This is a genomic window from Synechococcus sp. PCC 6716 (assembly GCF_022570815.1).
Taxonomy (GTDB): Bacteria; Cyanobacteriota; Cyanobacteriia; order Thermosynechococcales; family Thermosynechococcaceae; genus Thermosynechococcus; species Thermosynechococcus lividus.
This window is the reverse complement of the sequence record NZ_JAKLTU010000002.1, coordinates 37,463-56,231: the sequence shown is the minus strand read 5'-3', so window position 1 is coordinate 56,231 and position 18,769 is coordinate 37,463. Positions and strand designations below refer to the sequence as shown.

20 protein-coding genes, 1 tRNA gene and 2 pseudogenes are annotated in these 18,769 nt (G+C 47.1%); 9 read left to right on the top strand and 14 right to left on the bottom strand.

Annotation, left to right across the window (positions count from 1 at the left end):
- The first annotated feature begins 17 nt into the window (after window positions 1–17).
- Together ycf46 and L5220_RS03160 are read left to right on the top strand one after the other, a co-directional pair.
- Window positions 18–1,550, top strand: coding sequence for a stress-responsive protein Ycf46 (gene ycf46, locus L5220_RS03165; protein ID WP_099799472.1), 1,533 nt, complete (start codon window positions 18–20; stop codon window positions 1,548–1,550).
- Between the two features lie 124 nt (window positions 1,551–1,674).
- Window positions 1,675–2,028 (top strand): DUF1257 domain-containing protein, encoded by a 354-nt coding sequence (locus L5220_RS03160; protein ID WP_099799471.1) that lies wholly within the window; start codon window positions 1,675–1,677, stop codon window positions 2,026–2,028.
- A gap of 111 nt (window positions 2,029–2,139) precedes the next feature.
- On the opposite strand, the gene L5220_RS03155 is transcribed toward L5220_RS03160, so the two are convergent.
- The 4 genes from L5220_RS03155 to L5220_RS03140 all read right to left on the bottom strand — a co-directional run bounded on the left by L5220_RS03155 (window position 2,140) and on the right by L5220_RS03140 (window position 5,061).
- Window positions 2,140–2,220 (bottom strand) — tRNA-Leu (locus L5220_RS03155).
- Between the two features lie 57 nt (window positions 2,221–2,277).
- A complete protein-coding gene (locus tag L5220_RS03150) occupies window positions 2,278–2,847 on the bottom strand; it encodes a hypothetical protein (RefSeq protein ID WP_099799470.1) in 570 nt (189 codons plus the stop codon).
- 108 nt (window positions 2,848–2,955) lie between these two features.
- A complete protein-coding gene (locus tag L5220_RS03145; RefSeq protein WP_499571539.1) occupies window positions 2,956–4,026 on the bottom strand; it encodes a glycosyltransferase family 2 protein in 1,071 nt (356 codons plus the stop codon).
- A gap of 159 nt (window positions 4,027–4,185) precedes the next feature.
- Window positions 4,186–5,061 (bottom strand): alpha-1,2-fucosyltransferase, encoded by an 876-nt coding sequence (locus L5220_RS03140; RefSeq protein WP_448526538.1) that lies wholly within the window; start codon window positions 5,059–5,061, stop codon window positions 4,186–4,188.
- Between the two features lie 517 nt (window positions 5,062–5,578).
- On the opposite strand from L5220_RS03140, the gene L5220_RS03135 reads away from it, so the two are divergent.
- From L5220_RS03135 to L5220_RS03125, 3 genes and pseudogenes are all read left to right on the top strand, one after another.
- Complete coding sequence (locus L5220_RS03135) at window positions 5,579–6,484, top strand: glycosyltransferase family 2 protein (protein WP_499571537.1); 906 nt, start codon at window positions 5,579–5,581, stop codon at window positions 6,482–6,484.
- Window positions 6,481–7,380: a glycosyltransferase family 2 protein gene (locus tag L5220_RS03130; RefSeq protein WP_499571535.1), complete on the top strand. Its 900-nt coding sequence runs from the start codon at window positions 6,481–6,483 to the stop codon at window positions 7,378–7,380. Before L5220_RS03135 ends, L5220_RS03130 begins: the two co-directional genes overlap by 4 nt.
- Window positions 7,381–7,565: 185 nt before the next feature.
- Window positions 7,566–8,054 (top strand): annotated as a pseudogene (locus L5220_RS03125) (IS1 family transposase); the annotation flags it as partial.
- 68 nt (window positions 8,055–8,122) lie between these two features.
- Here the strand turns inward: L5220_RS03125 and L5220_RS03120 are convergent.
- Genes L5220_RS03120 through L5220_RS03110 form a run of 3 tightly spaced genes read right to left on the bottom strand, consistent with a single transcriptional unit; the run spans window position 8,123 to window position 9,241 of the window.
- Window positions 8,123–8,896 carry an ISL3 family transposase gene (locus L5220_RS03120; protein WP_499571533.1) on the bottom strand — a complete coding sequence of 258 codons (774 nt, stop codon included), beginning with the start codon at window positions 8,894–8,896 and terminating at the stop codon, window positions 8,123–8,125.
- Window positions 8,893–9,141, bottom strand: coding sequence for a transposase family protein (locus tag L5220_RS03115; RefSeq protein WP_499571531.1), 249 nt, complete (start codon window positions 9,139–9,141; stop codon window positions 8,893–8,895). The genes L5220_RS03120 and L5220_RS03115 overlap by 4 nt, the downstream gene beginning before the upstream one ends.
- Window positions 9,080–9,241 carry a transposase family protein gene (locus L5220_RS03110; protein ID WP_499571530.1) on the bottom strand — a complete coding sequence of 54 codons (162 nt, stop codon included), beginning with the start codon at window positions 9,239–9,241 and terminating at the stop codon, window positions 9,080–9,082. The genes L5220_RS03115 and L5220_RS03110 overlap by 62 nt, the downstream gene beginning before the upstream one ends.
- Window positions 9,242–9,385: 144 nt before the next feature.
- Here L5220_RS03110 and L5220_RS03105 point away from each other — a divergent pair.
- Together L5220_RS03105 and L5220_RS03100 are read left to right on the top strand one after the other, a co-directional pair.
- A pseudogene (locus tag L5220_RS03105) lies at window positions 9,386–9,487 on the top strand (restriction endonuclease subunit S); the annotation flags it as partial.
- Window positions 9,488–9,508: 21 nt separating this feature from the next.
- Complete coding sequence (locus L5220_RS03100; RefSeq protein ID WP_499571528.1) at window positions 9,509–9,682, top strand: hypothetical protein; 174 nt, start codon at window positions 9,509–9,511, stop codon at window positions 9,680–9,682.
- Between the two features lie 158 nt (window positions 9,683–9,840).
- On the opposite strand, the gene L5220_RS03095 is transcribed toward L5220_RS03100, so the two are convergent.
- The 5 genes from L5220_RS03095 to L5220_RS03075 form a co-directional block, all read right to left on the bottom strand.
- Complete coding sequence (locus tag L5220_RS03095) at window positions 9,841–9,978, bottom strand: hypothetical protein (protein WP_499571526.1); 138 nt, start codon at window positions 9,976–9,978, stop codon at window positions 9,841–9,843.
- 153 nt (window positions 9,979–10,131) lie between these two features.
- Window positions 10,132–12,870 carry a magnesium-translocating P-type ATPase gene (gene mgtA, locus L5220_RS03090; protein ID WP_499571524.1) on the bottom strand — a complete coding sequence of 913 codons (2,739 nt, stop codon included), beginning with the start codon at window positions 12,868–12,870 and terminating at the stop codon, window positions 10,132–10,134.
- Window positions 12,871–14,582: 1,712 nt separating this feature from the next.
- On the bottom strand, window positions 14,583–15,059 hold the full coding sequence (locus L5220_RS03085) for an HNH endonuclease (protein WP_499571522.1): 477 nt from the start codon (window positions 15,057–15,059) through the stop codon (window positions 14,583–14,585).
- Window positions 15,049–15,288: a hypothetical protein gene (locus L5220_RS03080; RefSeq protein ID WP_499571520.1), complete on the bottom strand. Its 240-nt coding sequence runs from the start codon at window positions 15,286–15,288 to the stop codon at window positions 15,049–15,051. Before L5220_RS03080 ends, L5220_RS03085 begins: the two co-directional genes overlap by 11 nt.
- Window positions 15,289–15,303: 15 nt before the next feature.
- On the bottom strand, window positions 15,304–16,161 hold the full coding sequence (locus L5220_RS03075) for a restriction endonuclease (RefSeq protein ID WP_499571518.1): 858 nt from the start codon (window positions 16,159–16,161) through the stop codon (window positions 15,304–15,306).
- Between the two features lie 238 nt (window positions 16,162–16,399).
- On the opposite strand from L5220_RS03075, the gene L5220_RS03070 reads away from it, so the two are divergent.
- A complete protein-coding gene (locus L5220_RS03070) occupies window positions 16,400–16,561 on the top strand; it encodes a zinc ribbon domain-containing protein (protein ID WP_499571516.1) in 162 nt (53 codons plus the stop codon).
- A 200-nt stretch (window positions 16,562–16,761) separates the two neighbouring features.
- Here L5220_RS03070 and dapB read toward each other — a convergent pair whose 3' ends face one another.
- Window positions 16,762–17,577, bottom strand: coding sequence for a 4-hydroxy-tetrahydrodipicolinate reductase (dapB, locus tag L5220_RS03065; RefSeq protein ID WP_099798812.1), 816 nt, complete (start codon window positions 17,575–17,577; stop codon window positions 16,762–16,764).
- Window positions 17,578–17,677: 100 nt separating this feature from the next.
- On the opposite strand from dapB, the gene L5220_RS03060 reads away from it, so the two are divergent.
- On the top strand, window positions 17,678–18,097 hold the full coding sequence (locus tag L5220_RS03060) for a cupin domain-containing protein (RefSeq protein WP_448514333.1): 420 nt from the start codon (window positions 17,678–17,680) through the stop codon (window positions 18,095–18,097).
- Between the two features lie 94 nt (window positions 18,098–18,191).
- Here the strand turns inward: L5220_RS03060 and L5220_RS03055 are convergent, their stop codons facing one another.
- Complete coding sequence (locus L5220_RS03055; protein WP_499571514.1) at window positions 18,192–18,743, bottom strand: pentapeptide repeat-containing protein; 552 nt, start codon at window positions 18,741–18,743, stop codon at window positions 18,192–18,194.
- Window positions 18,744–18,769 lie beyond the last annotated feature (26 nt).

Sequence of the window (18,769 nt, the reverse complement as noted above, 5' to 3'; positions counted from 1 at the left end):
ATTGACTGAAGAAGGAGGTGATTGCCTTGCAAGAAGAACTCAGTATCCTAATTCAAGCACAGTACCCACTGATCTACCTCCTGACCTCTGAAGAAGAGCGGGCAGAACAAGCGATTGCGGCGATCGCCCAGTCCCAAGGCCAAGGCCGTACCCCTCGTAAGCTCTACTTTTGGACGGTGACCCAAGGCATGGTGGAGTATGGCCATGCTCGCAACAATAGTCACCACAATACCGTGTCTCCAGAAGCAGCCATTCAGTGGGTGGTGCATCAGCGCGAACCGGGGATATACGTCTTCAAAGATTTACACCCGTTCATTGACTCACCGCCAGTCACCCGCTCTCTGCGCGACGCGATCGCCAGTTTTAAGAATACCAATAAGACGATTATTCTCATGTCTCCGGAGGCGGCGCAGCGTATTCCCGTTGAATTGGAAAAAGAAATCGTTGTTGTTGACTATCCGCTACCCAGTATCAGCGAACTCGATGAGGTGTTAGCCGCTCAGCTTGAGCCGCGTAACCGCCGCCTTAGCCCCGAAGCTCGCGAAAAGCTCGTCAAAGCCACCCTTGGTCTCACCCGCGATGAGGCAGAAAAAGTCTTCCGTAAAGCCACCGTGACGGCGGGTCGCCTCACTGAAGCGGAAGTTGATATTATTCTCTCTGAGAAAAAGCAGCTTATCCGGCGCAACGGCATTCTCGAGTACATGGAGGTGGATGAGACCATTGACGCAGTGGGTGGTCTCGAAGAACTGAAGGTGTGGCTGCGGCAGCGAGACAATGCCTTTAGCGAGAAGGCGCGTGAGTATGGTCTGCCGCAACCCAAGGGGATGTTGATCCTGGGTGTGCCTGGCTGTGGTAAATCCCTGATTGCGAAAACCACCTCTCGCCTTTGGGGGCTGCCTCTGCTGCGCCTTGATATGGGGCGGGTCTATGATGGCTCCATGGTGGGGCGATCGGAAGCTAATTTGCGCAATGCCCTAAAGACTGCTGAGTCTATTTCCCCAGCCATTCTGTTTATTGACGAAATGGACAAAGCCTTTGCTGGGGGGGCGGGGTCTTCGGATTCTGACGGTGGTACCTCAAGCCGTATTTTTGGTTCCTTTTTGACTTGGATGCAGGAAAAAACCTCGCCGGTGTTTGTGCTAGCAACGGCTAACCGCGTGGAGCGACTTCCGGGCGAGTTTCTGCGCAAGGGGCGGTTTGATGAAATCTTTTTTGTTGATCTGCCAAATGCTGAAGAGCGGCGAGAGATTTTCCGCATTCACTTGGCTAAGCGGCGGCGGGACATTGACCGCTTTGATCTAGAGCAGTTAGCAAATATTTGTGATGGGTTCTCAGGGGCTGAAATTGAGCAGGCCATTGTGGCTGCCATGTACGAGGCCTTCGCCCAAGGACGAGAGTTTACTCAGCTCGATATTATTGCTGCCAGTCGTGCAACCCAGCCTCTTTCCAAGACGATGCACGAACAGGTAACCGCACTGCGGGATTGGGCACGGCAGCGTGCTCGCCCGGCGGCTGCTTCAGTGGCTGAATACCAGCGACTGGAGTTTTAACAAGCTTCCTTCTGTCGGTCGATAGAAGAAAGGCCCCGCCACAAGGGTTTGGTTCTCCATAAATTGTGGGTCATTCAGTCCAATGTCTCTTTGTTTTTTGTCTCGATCTGGAGGAAATCCAACTATGTCTCACTTCAGCACTCTGCGCACCAAAATCACTGATGCTGAAATTCTCAAAGCGTCTCTGCGGGATCTAGGCATTTCAGTGAAAACCGATGCTGATGTGCGTGGCTACAATGGCCAGCGAGTTCGCTCTGACATCGTCGCTGTTCTCGAAGGGGAGTACGATCTGGGCTGGTCTCGCAATGCGGATGGCACCTTCGACTTGATTGCTGACCTCTGGGGTGTTGCTAAAAAGCACAACCAGACTGAGCTAATTAATTCGATTAACCAAAAGTATGCCATCAACAAAACCTTGGCAGAGGTGAAGCGCCCCGGCCTTCAGAATGCCAATGTCAAACTTGTGGTACATAGCTAATCCTGTTCTCAATTGCTTTGTACTGTCTAGCGCGCGTTCCCAAGTAAACAACTGGCTGGCTCCGTTAGGGTCAGCCTCTTTTTTTAGCGTGCTCTATGTAAATATGAGCAATGCGGATGGCGAGACTCGAACTCGCAAGGCAAAGCCACACGCCCCTCAAACGTGCGCGTATACCAATTCCGCCACATCCGCGTAGCGTAGCTATTATAGCCTAAAATCAGTCCCTTGAACGCCTAGCCAACACTTGTTTTAAAACACGCTTACGGGAATGTTGGGGTTAATCCAAACGCTACAGTCGAGTTCGGTCTGGGGTAAGAACAGGGGTACTGGATTGCCGGTGGCATCAATGGCGTGGGGTAAATATTGTTGTGCTACGGCTGTAAAGGAGCAGGTGTAGGCACCGTAGATCACGTCCCGGCGATCGCGCAGAATCAGGTTATAGCCAAAGCTGCGGCTGGAGTTACCCAACTGGTTCACCAAGGCAAACCGTTGTAGGTACGACATGCGTCCCCACGCCGGCGGTGAAATAAAGAGATCCACCCGTCCACCAACGCCCTCTTCGGCGGGATAGGCTTGCCAGCGTTGCACGGTGGTGCCACCAAACTGCTGCACGGCCCACCACAAACTTGGAACCGTTAAGCCACTCTCTGAAGGTTCCTCGCTCAATACTGCACGACTCAGCACAACTGGCATGGCGATCGCGGCTGCTACGGACACGGGTAATTCTTGAGGGTTGCTAGTACCGTTGGCATGAAGCGGTTCAACCGGGGCGATCGCCACACTAGCAGACAGCAGTACCCCCAATGGATAACACAGCATTTGGTGAGAGGCTAGCACCTGTCTCATGGTGGAAGACTATCTAAAGAGTGTACACTGTATCACCAACGGAGCTAAGTATCAACCTATGCTAACGTCGGTGCCCAAGTGTCAAACAAAATCTGAATTCAAACCTGCACCAAACCGCCTAAGATACTGAGATAAGCTACTGTTTTCATTCAAGCGCGTGATTGACAGAATCATTAACACAAGCGCTCTTAAAATATCACGACCATGATACTTATTTGACCCAGATGTAACTAAGGATAACCAGTTTTTTGCTGCCAATGGGTCATGACCAGCAAGACGACAAAATGTTCTAAAGCTATTAAATAGAAATATATCTTTGGATTCCCCTGAACACTGGTCAAGTAACTTAACTAAGGCTGGCATCAGATCAGCCGTCTTACCATGGCTTTTACCAATGGTTTCTACAATCAGTGTTAGCGCATCACAATCAAGTTCTGGTAACCACGCCTTCCAATGCCGTTTTCGCACAAGATTCACCCCATGGGATCTAACATCCTTGTAGCAAGAAGAGACTTGGTAGTCATGAATACGATACCGTAAGATAATATCTGATACATTCGTCATTCGATACTTCATAGACCACGCCCGTTGCCAAAAGTCATAATCTTCACAATGTAAAATCCTCTCATCATACCGAATTTTTACAAATGCCGACCGTTTACCAAGAGCAGTAGGATGGGCAATGGGAACACTAAATAAAATCTGTATCCCACATGCTTCATGGGTGTTGGGATAAAATCGCTGAGCAGTCCAGTTTCCAAAATATTCAATGCCTCCGCCACAAAAATCAGCTTGCGTCTGCTGAAGATGATTGAGCTGCTTTGAAAGTCTGTCTGGTAAAGCAATGTCATCTGCATCCATGCGTGCAATCCATTCCCCGCGTGCTAAGTCAATCCCTTCATTCAAGCTAGCACTTAGTCCGCGGTGTTGCCGACTAACAATAACTATACGCGGATCGCTATCAGCATAATGCTTAGCAATAGAACAGGTGTCATCTGTCGAGCCATCATCAATAATGATCAGCTCAAAGTCAGAAAATGTCTGTGTCAGTATAGAAGTAATTGCTTCCTCAAGATATTTTTCCCCATTGTACACCGGCAAAACAACAGAGACCTTTGGTATATCATCTAGAAAGTAACCAGTTTTTTGCATTAGGAATATCCGTATCAATATAGAAGCAATATTACACTAAACATTACATTATTAAGTACCAATTTCTTCTTTCCAAGATGCAGTACGGTGTTTAAATTAGCCAAAGTATTGTAGGAGAAGATGTTTGGTGAACAGAGTGTACAATTAGACCATGGAAACTCATATTTGAACCCAGCCCTCAGGTATCAGGTCAATTTTAGTACCCGAAGCAAACCATCGAGCTGGTGCAACTACAATTTTTTCCTCACAAGGGTTTAGCCATGCTCCCCACCAGCTAAATGTGCTATTGGCAATGATGTGGTGGCGGCACAGGCTCATGAGCCGCATATCATTGTAGCTCTCCTTGCCTTGGTTGTGGTCTAGGTAGTGGCACCGATAATTCAATTTTAGGTTGTCCCGTGCCCAGCTAGTGTCATCTGAAAACACAAAAAATTCGGGTTCACCAGTACGCTCAGCTATATAGCCTACCGCAGCATGATAGTAATCAAGAGAGCATAGGCCATGTGTGACATAAGTACGCGCATGGGAAGCATAGTCCCCGCGTCGTATATGCAAACTTACTGAGATACAAGAGGATATTTTCTTCGCCCAAGCAGCATTAACTGCTGACATAGGTTGCTTAAAGGTGAAATCAGATCGGATGACCGAGGCTGTATCACTAAAATACTTTTCAGATTGCCAGTAGCCTTGCAAATAAACTCTATCTGGTACATTACAAATACCTGGCCAGTAATGCAAATGAGGCTCAACGACAAATGAGTCTGTATGCAGAATGCTGAAGTCAATGCGGGATATTAGGTTTTTTATGATAGGCATAGCACGCCAACCAAGGATAGAATACACGTCTTTAGTGGAAGCAAGTGATGCGTTGCAGTTAAACACGCACTGAAGTTCAAATCCTTGATGCCGCCTATAATGTCTATAGCTTGAAATATCTAAATACAGTGGAAGTCGGCGTGAGATCGATAACGCACGACCTACTGCATACTGAAACATTTGGTTACCAAGACCACCAATGATACGAGTGATAATCATACGCAGGAATGTTGAATTCAGACATAAAACTTTGTATTTCAAGTCACACGACTCATACCAGTATCTCCGGCAGAAAATCGTAACTCCAATGCAGGATTGAGCAGTGATGGCTCAGTTCCAGTTGAGAGATACCTGTGTGATGTAGTCGATAAAATAGGTCTCTCATGCGGTTAACCCCTTGTCCAAGATGAAGGTTAACCAGAGTTGAAGGAACAAACACGAGTTCAGAACAGAGGAATCATTCAGAGTCAATTGCTCTAGGATAGATTTGACAAGCGTGGGAAATGAGGCTAACATAGAGAGATTGTTTTTTCAGTTTTTTAGGTCGCTTAACCTAACTTTCAGCATTTCTGTATATACACATATTTTTAAAAATCATAACAACTCTGCTCCGTAAATTCAAGGAATATGTTGTCATACGCACCTCTGTTGGTCTCTAAGCACCTTACAGACTTAAATACTGATCAACATTAGTGTATAATGATATTAGTGATGATGATAAAATTTTTGACCATTCATGACTAAGAGTAATTCTAATTCAGTAAGAAAGTGGTTTTCTATCCCACCGGTAATCAGCATTGGAATGCCAGTATATAACGGTGCTAGGTATATACGTGAAGCTCTAGATTCATTATTAGGACAGACTTTTACTGATTTTGAGTTGATTATTTCTGATAATGCTTCAATAGATAATACCGAAGCTATTTGTCGTGAGTACGCCGCAAAAGATCACCGAGTTAGATACATTCGTCAATCTCAAAATTTAGGTGCATCAGCTAATTTTAAGTTTGTTCTAGATGAAGCGCTAGGCGAATATTTCATGTGGGCTGCATATGATGATAAATGGTCAAGTAATTATTTATTACAAGCTAAAAAATCTCTTGAAAACACAAATTTTAGTTTTGCTTTTCCAACTTTTAAATTACAGAGCATTCATCTGCCTCTAAGTAGCAAAGAGAGAGGTGAACATATTTTTAAATTTATTGAATCAGAAGACCGTAAAAAGCGTATAATTGCATTTTTGTCGCTTCATCATCTTTCATTGGCAACTAATATAGTTTACGCTTTTTACAGGAAGGATTTTTTGAAAAGCTGCTATTGCTTGCAAGGTTTAATTAATGATGGTATATTCGGCACAGTTGTGTTAAGTCTTGGACGTGGAGTAGTTCTAAAAAATGTTTTATTTTTTAAACGATATCCTAAATTATGGCCAGGTGCTTTAGGAACTCTATATAAACTGGATTTTAGAAAGAGGAGAGATCGATTAAATAATTTTAATCTACTTAAAAAAGAATCATTTTCTAAATTAATTGAATTGTTTCCTGAATATGCCAATGAAATTAAAATCATTTTTGATTCTTACAAACTTTTTGCTTATGGTAAAGATTTCAAGATTTGTGATATTGAACATATGCTGATATGAATAGCCAAATAGGAAGAGAGAACCCCAAGATAAGCATCGGAATGCCAGTATATAATGGTGCTAGGTATATACGTGAAGCTCTAGATTCATTATTGGCACAAACTTTTACTGAATTTGAACTCATTATTTCTGATAACGCTTCAATAGATAATACCGAAGCTATTTGTCGTGAGTACGCCGCAAAAGATCACCGAGTTAGATACATTCGTCAATCTCAAAATTTAGGTGCATCAGCTAATTTTAAGTTTGTTCTAGATAAAGCGCTAGGCGAATATTTCATGTGGGCTGCAGCGGATGATATCTGGGATAAGAATTGGATAGAAAAATTATTACCAGTTTCAGTTGAAGGGCAGTGCATTGCATTTGGCATGCTAATCACTATTAATGAAAATAGTCAACAAATACAACATCCAGCCAATAAACGCCAATTTAGCTTTACTGGACAAAAAATGCTTCGGCGAATTAAATACTTCTTAGAACCGAGTTTTCTAGGAAAAGCCAATCCTATTTATGGCATTTATCCCAAAACATACTTAACTACAGATATTTTAGATATTCTTGCTGGTGATCAATATGGATTAGATATGCTATTGTTGTACAGATTATTGGCTAATGTCGAAATAAGAAATGTATCTGGAGTCTTCTTATATAAAAGAATTGATTCCAATTTTTTTGATTTGAATAACAATTTTGCTATAAAAACAGCAAAAAAAATAATGCTAAAAATAATTAAGTTACCTTTTCGAGTGATTTATAGACGGCTTTATCAAATGCTTCAATTTATTAAAATGAGCAACATACCTGAAACAGTTATCTATATACTATTAGCTCCTCTTATTTTGATCCAAGACTTCTTATGTGCAGTAGCAATATATCTCAAAAATCTTAAAAAATGATTAGAAGAGTACTCATACGTCCTTTCACAAATGTAGAAGCAGTGACATGAAATATTCTAGTCTCAGATCAATTGCTATCAGTAATCTATGCTTTACCAAAAAAAATTATGCGAAGTTGAGTAGGATGATCGGTAGTCCCAAAAATGTAACGATGGAGAAGTAAGGTTTGACGAAGTTACGGTTCTATACCTGTCTGTCCTAGATGTGCATCATCCCACACGGTCAAGACTGGCCACATCCACAATGGCAAACACCGCTTTAAATGCCATGAGTGCGGACGACAGTTCATTGAGCAACCTAGCAAAAAAGTCATTCACCAAGACACTCGTGTATTGATTGACCGCTTGCTACTCGAACGGGTCCCCCTAGCGGGGATTGCCCGTGCTGCCCAAGTGTCAGACCGATGGTTACAAACCTATGTCAATGATAAATATGCGACGGTGCCCTGTTATATGTAGGTGACATCGAAAAAAAGGGCGGCTAACCATTCAATGCGATGAGTTATGGTCGTTTGTGGGTAGCACGGGAAATAAACAGTGGGTATGGCTAGCGATTGATGCAGACTCTCATGAAATTGGGGGAGTATATTGGAGCACGGGATGAAACGGCTGCTCGTCACATGTGGGAGTCATTGCCTGCGATTGAAGAACACCCTGAGGCAACGGGTGTCTCGATGAGTCCGCCAAACCTTATCCTTCTCAAAATCTCTAGAAAATCATAGGCTCTATCGTCCGAGTTATGCTTAATCAATAGCTAAATGCCAGCAAATTAAGCAACGTAACTGAAAATTGTCAAAGTTCCTGAACCCATAACCTGACCGCTTGATCAGCTTCAATTTATTGTTAATACCTTCAACAACACCACTATTTGTGTGATTATCAAAATAAGCGGTGACTTCACCAAACCACCGACAAATTGTTCTTACGCTCTCTTGAAAACAATCCTGAGCTTGAGCTAACCAATCGAGCAATTGAAAGGTTCCATCTTTCCAATCTTTTGCTTGCTCAAAGATGGCTCTAAACGATTCCTTCTCCTGATACATTCGAGCCAGACTTGGCACTACTTCTCGAATTTCTTCCAGTTTTGCTTTTTGCTTCTGAGTTAGATTTTCCTCCGGCTTGAGTAACGCATATTTACTTTGTTTGAGCGCAGCTGCAATCTGGGCTTTCTGGACTTCATTTACCGTCTGCTCATTCGCTTTACAAATACTTTGTCGAGCCTTATCCAATTCCTGATTCACAATTTTTATAACATGAAATCGGTCGGCAACCACCGTAGCATTAGGTAGAAGTTTATGAACCAAACTTTTATAGTTTCCAGATAGGTCAATGCTCACCTCAATAATTTGATTGAGTACTGCTGCTCCCCATGCCTCAAGCACTTGCCTCACATCTTCCTGCTTGCGAGAAGGGGCAAGGGGAATTCGCCGCTCTAAATCGACCAAAACAACTATGTAATCTCCTTGTCCTTTACGTAAGGAAATCTCATCTATAGCTAATCGTTTTACTGAACTCACATCGACGTTGAGTTTTTTTTACTAACATACTGTACCATTGACCATACTTCTTCATCAGTGAGACCATTTGAAATTGCAACATTATGAATGTTGCTGTGCAAAACCTGTTGCACGATTGACTGAGCAAATCGATCCGTTTGCTTGCGACGATTGCCGATGAAATCGAGCGTTTCACTGAATGGCTTACCACAAGTTCGACACTGTAAACTGGCGACGATTGATCTTAAGAAATACGGTTCGTCCACTGATGCTTAAATCTCGCACTAGATGCCAATGATTCTGGTGTAAATGACAACTTTTTTGTTGGCAACGTGGGCAAATCGCCTCGGTTGTCTTTGCTTCCACTATAAGAATCAATTCTCCCGCAACATCGGTATAATCTTCAACCTCAATTCCAGGTAGGTTTAGTAGATCAGTTAGAAGTAGCTACATATCTCAGATTTCGTATAGCATGTTACATTGGCATACCAAGTCCGATAGACCCAAGAAATCTCAGCTTCTCGCATAGCAACAGTTCCAATTCCACTCCCACCACTCAATGAACAGCGGCGGATTGAGGAGAGGTTTGCGAAGATTGACAAGATCGAGCAGGAATACCAGAAAGCGGTGAAGTTGTGCGACAGATTAAAGCAGGCGACCTTAGCCAAAGCGTTTCGGGGGGAACTGGTGCCGCAAGACCCCAATGATGAACCTGCGTCGGTGTTGCTAGAGCGGATTCGGGCAGAGCGGCAAGCCCAGTCCGAGGGCAAGGCTACAAAATCCAGGCGAAAACCCAAGGCAACCTAGGAACAAGAACCGATTGCAATGCCCCTGGCGTGCTATTGGCAGGCTTTGTATCGGCAAGCCCATGTTCGTAGCTGGGTTTGCTAGACATTTTTCACCACAAAGGCACAGAGGACACAACGTTCCTTCGTGCGCTTTGTGTCTTTGTGGTTCCAGTTGGATTAATAGCGGGGGCGGCGCTGTTGGGGCATTCCTTGCTTCATCATCACCACCACGATGAAATAAATCAGGGCGTAGTAGCTGATAAAGATGGCCGCAACGGCGAAGAGCGCTGCCCAAACATTTTCTAAAACCAGCATGGAACAAACCTCCAATGATGAATAGAAGTGGATTTGGACGATGAGTCGAGAGCGACTATTAGAAGGGGTGCCAACGACCTGTGTAGCTTGTAGTACGGACTTAAGTCCGCACTACGAACTGTGTAGCTGACTCTCAGAGAATAGGTGTTCCTCCTACAGCCACTTGCCAAAGGTGCGGATGTAGAACCCCTTGAGGGATTGGGTCAGCAGGCAGTAGGAGCCGAGAATCAGCCACAGCCAGATGAAGTATTTGGCAGGCAGGGGAACCATGCCCAACCCTGCTCCTAGCGGTGTGAAGGGAATGATCATCCCAGCGATAATGGCAGTGCCAGTGGAGAGCAACACGGGCAGGGAGGGCCAGCTTTGCAAAAAGGGCACCCGCGCCGTCCGCAACATATGAACCACCAGGGTTTGGGAGAGTAGCCCTTCCACAAACCAACCAGAGTTGAACAGTTTCACTTCCTCTGGGGTATTGGCTGCAAACACGAACCACATGAGGATGTAGGTGGCATAGTCAAAGATGGAGCTAATCGGGCCAATGAACAGCATGAACCGCCCGATGTTAGGCACATTCCACTTCTGGGGTTTGCGGAGAAACTCCTTATCCACGTTGTCGAAGGGAATGGTGGTTTGGGACAGGTCGTAAATCAGGTTTTGGGTCAGCAGTTGGATGGGCTGCATCGGCAGGAAGGGCAGTACGGCACTCGAACCCATGACACTGAACACGTTGCCATAGTTGGAACTGGCGGTCATGTTCAGGKATTTGAGAATGTTGGCAAAGGTGCGCCGTCCTTCAATCACACCCCGCTCTAGTACCATGAGGTTCTTTTCTAGCAGGATGATGTCTGCCGATTCTTTGGCAATGTCTACGGCGGTATCGACCGAGATGCCCACATCCGCATCCCGCAGGGCCGCGGCATCGTTAATGCCATCGCCCATGTAGCCGACGGTGTGCCCCTGATCGCGCAGCAAGCGGATAATGCGAGCCTTTTGCAGGGGGGAGACTTTAGCAAAGATGGTGGTGGTATCTAGTTGGGCGGTTAATTCTTCATCGCTCAGGCGCTCGATCTGGCTGCCCACCAGCACTCCCTGTACCTCTAAATTGACCTCCTTGCAGACTTTGCGGGTGACGATATCGTTGTCGCCAGTGATCACTTTGACGGCAACACCGTTGTCATTCAGGGCGGCGATCGCCTCAATTGCGCTATCTTTGGGCGGGTCGAGAAACGCCAGATAGCCCACCAAAATCAGGTCGCATTCATCTTTGGTGCTGTAGGTGGGAACCCTATCCAAGGGAATGGGGATTTCCTTATAGGCCACCGCAATCACCCGAAAGCCGTCTTCATTGAGGCTTTGGGTCACCCGTAGCCCTTCCATCCGCACAAACTCGTTCATGGGCATGATTTCGCCGTGATACTTAGCATGGGAGCAAACGTTGAACAGTTCCTCAACCGCTCCTTTGCAGATCAGCACATGCTGGCCTTCTGAGTGCCCCCCACGCGGCTCCACCACCACTGACATGCGGCGACGCACAAAGTCGAAGGGAATTTCATCCACCTTGGCGTAGTTTTCTGCGGGTTTGAGTTCCGTATTTAACTCCACATGCTCCAGCACCGCCACATCCAGCAGGTTTTTTAAGCCCGTCTGGTAGTAGCTGTTCAGATAGCCATATTCCAGGGGTTCGTCATCCTCATAGCCGTGAATATCCACATGGCGCTCCAGAATGATTTTATCCAGCGTCAACGTGCCGGTTTTGTCGGTGCAGAGGATATCCATCGCACCAAAGTTCTGAATCGCGTTGATGCGTTTGACCACTACTTTTTGATTCGCCATGACGATCGCACCCCGCGCCAGGTTTGCGGTCACGATCATGGGTAGCATTTCGGGGGTTAGCCCCACGGCAACGGATAACGAAAACAGCAGGGCATCGAGAAGACTGCCTTTGGTAAACCATTGGATGAGGAAGACGATCGGCACCATCACCGCCATGAAGGCGATCAGCAGGTAGCTAACCCGGTTAACGCCTTTTTCAAAGCTAGTGAGGACGCGCTTGCCCACAATGTTTTCGGCCAGAGAACCAAAGTAGGTGCGATCGCCCGTAGAGACCACCACCGCCGTCGCCGTGCCACTGACCACATTGGTGCCCATAAAGCAGACGGTGGGAATATCCAACGCACTCACCCGATCGGAGTCCACCTGCACTTCTGCCCGTTTTTCCACCACGCTGCCCAAGGTGTCATACTTTTCTACGGGCAGGGATTCCCCTGTCAGCACTGCCTGACTCACGAACAGATCCTTGGAGGTCAATAGCCGCACATCGGCAGGAATCATATCCCCCGCCGACAACGCCACCACATCGCCGGGCACCAACTCACTGAGGGGCACTTCCCGACGGTACTCTTTACCCTCCAGACGATCGCGGCGAATCACCGTTGCAGTAGTGCTGACCATAGCTTTCAGCTTTTCCGCCGCTTGGGTGGAGCGGTATTCCTGGAAAAACCGCAGGAAGCCGCTCACCAGCACCATGATGGACAGGATAATCACAGTTTTGAGGCTTTTGTCTTCCGGGGCGGCTAGGGCATAGTCCATCACGTAAGAGACTGTCGCCAACACCACCAAGATCCAGACAAAGGGATTGTTGAACGCCTTGAACAGTTGCACATACCAGGCGGGTGGCTTTTCGTGGCTAACTTCGTTTTTGCCGTACTTACGTAGGCGATCGCGGGCATCGGCTTCGGTCAAACCCTTACGATTGCTGTTGAGCGATCGCAACACCTGATCGATATTATTTCCCGCTTCTTCCAAGGCACGCAGCGACAGCTTGGCGCTTTCCAGGGCGCGTTCATTGACATTGCCCCGACCACGCCGGACTGGGGTAGGATCATTCCGCATGATTAGCCTCCTCTTGCTAAAGGGATAGATTTTCAAGCAGTCCAAAACAACCGATTAATTGACAAAACTCGTCTGCTCTGATCAAAAAAACTAGGGTTTCACCACAGAGACCCAGAGAACACAGAGCAATTTCTTTGTGCCCTTTGTGTCTTTATGGTGAAGTTTTCATCGATCAGGTTAAGGGCAGCGGGTAAAGCTCACTAGGCTGCTCGTCCCGAATTGCTTTTCGGGTAGCCGAACGCTTCATCTAGCCATCAATCCAGCGCCCAAACAGGACTTTGAGAAACTGACCACAAACAATTGCCAGCTCGTCATCGATGTGATCAAACACAAATTCAAAGAATACGAACATGACACTCACCTCACTTAAGCGGCTAAAGCTTGCAATCCAAAGCCAATTTATAGAAAAATGCAGCACAATTCTGGAGGCTAATTTTTCAATTTCAAGACATGAAAAAATAGCCCGTTCTGACATCGCAAACGGATGATCGAAATCAGAAGAAATCGCAAGTTTTTCAATAGAAACCAGCCCGCTTTTGCTGGCTATAGCAATACATAACCCAGTTAGGACGTTAGTAGTGAGGACTTAAGTCCTCACTACAAGCCTGAACAGCCCACCTGTCCTAAGGAAAGTTTGTTGCTATATCAAATGACCTATGATTGATCAGCGGAAATCGATCTCAACTGATCCCTGCGATCGACCATGTGCCGTTTCAATCAGCGCAAAACGGAAGTGATTTCTATTCAACTTGTCAATTCCAGCAAAAACCTCCCATGAACCTACCCAGTAAGTACTGGCTCACCGTCAGTTCTGGTTGGAATCGCCTACTAGCTATCGAGGTCGGGGTCTAAAGCCTTTCATGATTCATCTCCTTTATCGGTACAATCGCCGTGCCCAGTGGCGATCAGGAGATGAACCTAGGACTCTAAGCCAGAGTCACGCTGGGCAGATTCATCAAAAAGATCGCCCCCAGATCACGTGCAGGATAAGGGTCAGGGTCTTCGTCAGACAAGATGGTTTCCTGAAGAGTTGCAACAAGGCAACTACTACCAGAAGCCTCCATGGGTTACTCTCCTCAAAAATGAGAGAATTATGAACGGACAGGTAGTAAAGAATCAATCCGTCGCCATCTGCAATTATGGCCTTGAAAATCTTTTTCTGTCAACTAATTTTCCCGGAAAAATAGCGTTCAAGGTTGCTGCCTCATCGGCCAATTTTCACTTTTTCACACTGCTTATGGCCAGAGATACCCTATAGCCAGGTTCTGAACTTTTGCATGTACCAGATTTTAATGCCTTGGGTGAGTAGGCAATAGCTGATCAAAATCATCACCAACTAGGGAAAGTAGCGGGCAGACAGAGGCACCAAGCCGAAGCTAGCGCCCAAGGGCATGAAGAGCAAGATGAGGGCGATCGCCCCTCATCTCCCCGTACCGACCCCTTTCGGAGATCGCCCCCCGACACCTCTCGGAACCTCGAACGGCTGACCCAAATCTAGCACCACTTCACCTTTGCGGCTCACTCAGAAGCACCTGGGACCTTTCGGGTTGACCGAGCGCTAGAAGAACCGAACCTCTGCAATTGGGGGCGAATCGCCTACCTACAGATAAGCTAACAGAGCCAGAACGCTGAGGGCTAACGGTGAAGTGCAGCGGCGGCAGATAGCCTTGAGAGCCACACAGCAGCCTTTTTCCGTCCGCTGCCACGTAATGTTAGCTGGCTGCTAGCCAAACTACCTCAAGCTTGGCACGGATCACCTGCTGGAGGTGTAATCCAGTTTGTATCCAAAATCGTCTGGTTGCTCGAATAGAATCTTCCTCTGGATAACGGGTATCGTTCAAATCAAGACGCAGGCAAGTTGCACGCCCAATAGGTGTGGTTCCTTCTATTACAACACCATCATCTTGCCAGACAAAATGCTCCGCCCACTGCTGCTTACGGGGATTAAAAAGGGGGACGATGTCCTGAGTTTCTGGATCAATGCCAGCTACAAAGTTATAGCGTCTTTCGTTGCAACGACGACAAGCAAGCGCAAAGTTGTCGAGTGCATCAGAACCACCCAAAGATTTTGGAACGACATGATCAACGGTAAACCGATTAGCACTCAACCGTTCTGGAGAGTGGCAATACTCACAGACATAGTTGGCACGCTCTCGAATAGCCTGCTTGAGTTCATTACTAATTGGCATTTTGAGCAGCAAGCATTGCGTTGATATGAGTAAAAATACGATCTAGCTCTCCAATCGTATCCAGTTCAGCAAGTTCATCGGGAGTGAGTTGGTCAGCTTTTTTCTTTTCTAGCAGGGTTTCCATTCGCAGTTGAAGAGATTCACTGAATTTGAACAAATTCCAATTGCCAACTTTTTCAAGTTGGATCTCATGGATCAGAGAAGATGGTTTATTAAGAATTGCAACCATTTGGCCCTCATTGAACTAAATTTTTGCAAACCAACCGACATCGATTTCTACTGACTCGATCATCGTGATCTTGACACCAAGCCCTAACTCTTTCAAGCGTTGGACTAGCTGCTCACCATCAATCAAGTCAATCGGGGGTGCACCATCTCTGGTTGCCTCCTTAATCGCATCTCTCGTAAATGTACCAGTTGTGATAAATAATCCCTTATCAGTGCGACCTTGCATGGCTCCCCGAAAATCTCGAATTTGACCCGCTGATACTGAACCTTGATAACGCTTACATTGGAAAAGAACATGGAAACTCAAGAAACCGTTGATGCGAGCAATACCAACTCCATCAATGCCACCATCGCCAGATCTCCCTGTAACTTGAACTTGGATAAAACCAGATTCACGCAGTAGGCGCTGTACCAAACGCTCAAATGCAGAGGGTTCAAGCTCTAGAAGCATGTTATGCAACTGCTGATGCCATGCGAGTTCTTCCAAGGGTTCGATTGATTTATCTGTTTCAGTTATTGGGTCTGAAGAAACAACTTTGCTCTTCTCTGCATCTCGAACAGCCTTGACAATTTCCTTGGGATCTAAGTCATCAAGACTGATAGTTGATAATAACGACCATACCCCCCGCGACGAATTCTGCAAAAGCCCATATTTCTTCAAATAAGTACGGCTCCATCCAAGACGGTACTCAACTTCACTCATTGTGCTATTCCCATGTGGGATTTCAAGCACTTCATCTGGTAAATTAAGAAGTTTCGCAACTTGTTCATAAATCTCCTCAGTCGTACCAGACCCACCCAGAATTTGCAGAGCCTGAATTGTGGGTATGAGCATTACATCAAATGTTGGCACTGAGGAGGCGGATCGCTTCATACAGATAAGTCGATTTACAAAAGGGTCGCTCCGTTAAGCATAAACTACTACTCACTATGTATAGCTATGCGATCTCTCACACTGTGCATCTCACAGACAACCCGGAGGTACAACCCCAACCCAGAAACAAAGCCGTTAGCTGGCAACGTATAGAAAATCATATTGGTGCAATCTGGTATTTCATCCATGCTTACAATGCATCATTACCTGTGTAGGACTGCCCGGTAACGGATTTGGGGTGGTAACTGTCGCTGTCCCACCTCAGTACAGCTCCCAGACATGCTCGTGTTGCGGCCATTGGGTCAAGACATCCCTCAGCACTCGTCCTCATTTGTGCCAGTGCGGAACTGTGCTGGACAGAGACCCCAACGCAACTATCAAGATTTTGGAGCTAGGTTGACGCACTGTGGGGCACACAGAACCTTACGCCGGTGGAGAGGAGGCCGCTACTCATCTTCTGGAGGCAGGGGTTGAGTACGTCACCTCGTTGAAGCAGGAACCTTCATCGGCGACGATGGAATCCCCTTCCTGAGCGCAGTGAAGGGAGGATGTCAACTGTTCACCACTACCAATTCGATAATGTGCCAGATGTGCTATCCCTCAGAGCAGCTTTTCAAGGCCATAGATCAGGCGTTTGAGATGGATAACTTTCCGAATGGCTAAGAGGACACCGGGCATATAGCATTGGCGATCGCTAGTATCGTGGCGGAGGGTATAGACTTGCCCTGCTGAGCCAAAAATCACCTCTTGGTGGGCAATTAACCCTGGGAGGCGCACACTGTGAATGCGAATATTGCCACTAGCGTGAGCACCACGAGCACCAGCCAGATGTTCCGTTTCCTCTACTTGGGCAGGGTTAAAGGGTTTACCTAGCTCTGCTAAGCGCTGAGCAGTTTGCACGGCTGTTCCACTGGGGGCATCCGCCTTTTGATTGTGGTGCAGTTCAATAATTTCCACATGATCAAAGTACTGACTAGCGCGAATAGCGGCCTCTTGCAGCAACACCATACCGATCGAAAAGTTGGGAGCAATCACCGCTCCCATCTCTGCTTTATCTGCAAACTCGGCAAGGTCAGCAATCTGGTCATGGCTGAGGCCGGTCGTCCCCACCACCGGATAAACGCCGTAGGCAATGGCCATGCGGACATTCTCATAAACTGCTTGGGGGTGGGTAAAGTCCACCATGACAACTGGCTGTTTTTCTTGGGCTGCGGCAACGCAAACCTCTTGGAGACTGCCGCTGAGGGGAACCTCCAGCGCCCCCACCCCCAGAACTTCGCCAACATCTTCACCGATGTGGTGCCGATCAACGGCTGCGTAGAGTTGAGTATCTGGGGCGTGCTGCACCGCCTTAACCACCTCGCGACCCATCTTGCCCAAGGCACCAACAACAATCACAGGGATTTGCATACTCATCCAAGACTCCGGCTTTAGCCCACTGCCTAGCTAGGATACCGCGATCGCTAGAGGATACAATAAACCCATAGACAGAATTTGGCTATTGACCCCAACGACTATGGTTGTTTTTTCCTTTCCAGAATTAGTTGACCGTTGTCAAACGTGGATTCCCAAACGACCGGGCTATGCTGTTTGCCCGCTGGATCATCACAATCCAGACTTGGCCTCCAGTCTCTATCGCATTGAGCCAGGACAGGCAAACTACCCTCACTACCACCACCGTGGGGATGATGTCTTTTTAATTGTGGCTGGGGTTGGCGAACTCATTACCTGTCCGATGACTCCGCCTGCCAATGCGGTGGCTGTAACTGCCTTAACTCGTACCCCTGTAGAAACAGGCTCCTACGTCCATGTGGATGCCCAATGCCTTCACTGGCTGCGCAATCTATCCGCAGATACTCCTCTTTATTACCTGAACATCGCACCGCTGTCTCACGAGGGCGATCGCGTAGATGTGACTATCGAAGGCTGGGCATAATTGACTTCCCAAAAGTGGCGAAAATACGTGGCAGGTACAGAACGTTTACAGAACGTTGCCAACCCGTTTGTAGCCTCAGCGCGATCGCCGGCTCCTACCACAGGTTAAGGCCGTAGGGCATACGAGGGCGGTAGGCCTCTTCAAAATTGGTCTGATTCATAGTTGCACCGTTCAGACGTGCCCATTGCAGGTTTGTTTGCTCGAAGTTGGCACTGCTGAGGTTGGCGCGACGAAAATCACCATAGCGAATATCCGCACCACTGAGGTTGGCATTCGTGAGGTTGGCACGGCGGAAGCTAGCATGGCGCAGGGTAGCTAGCACGAGGGTTGCGCCAGTCAAATTCGCCTGTTGCAGATTAGCGCGTTCGAGGTAGGCCGCTGTTAAGTTCGCATTACTGAGGTTTGCTCTCTCAAGGTTGGCCAGCAGTAGCGTGGCATCTTGGAGATTGGCTCCTTGGAGATTGGCTCCCCGCAGGTTTGCTCCAGCCAAGTTATATCCACGTAGATCGGCATTACTCAGGTCACAGCCCGGACAGGCGTTGGTGGTGAATAGTTGTCGCACTTGCGGTGAAGGACTAGCAATGCTCTGACCGCTGGCGATCGCCCCCAACACAATTGCTGCGATCACACTTTGACGCATATCCATAACGAGTTCTCCGTCCACCCTAGGGA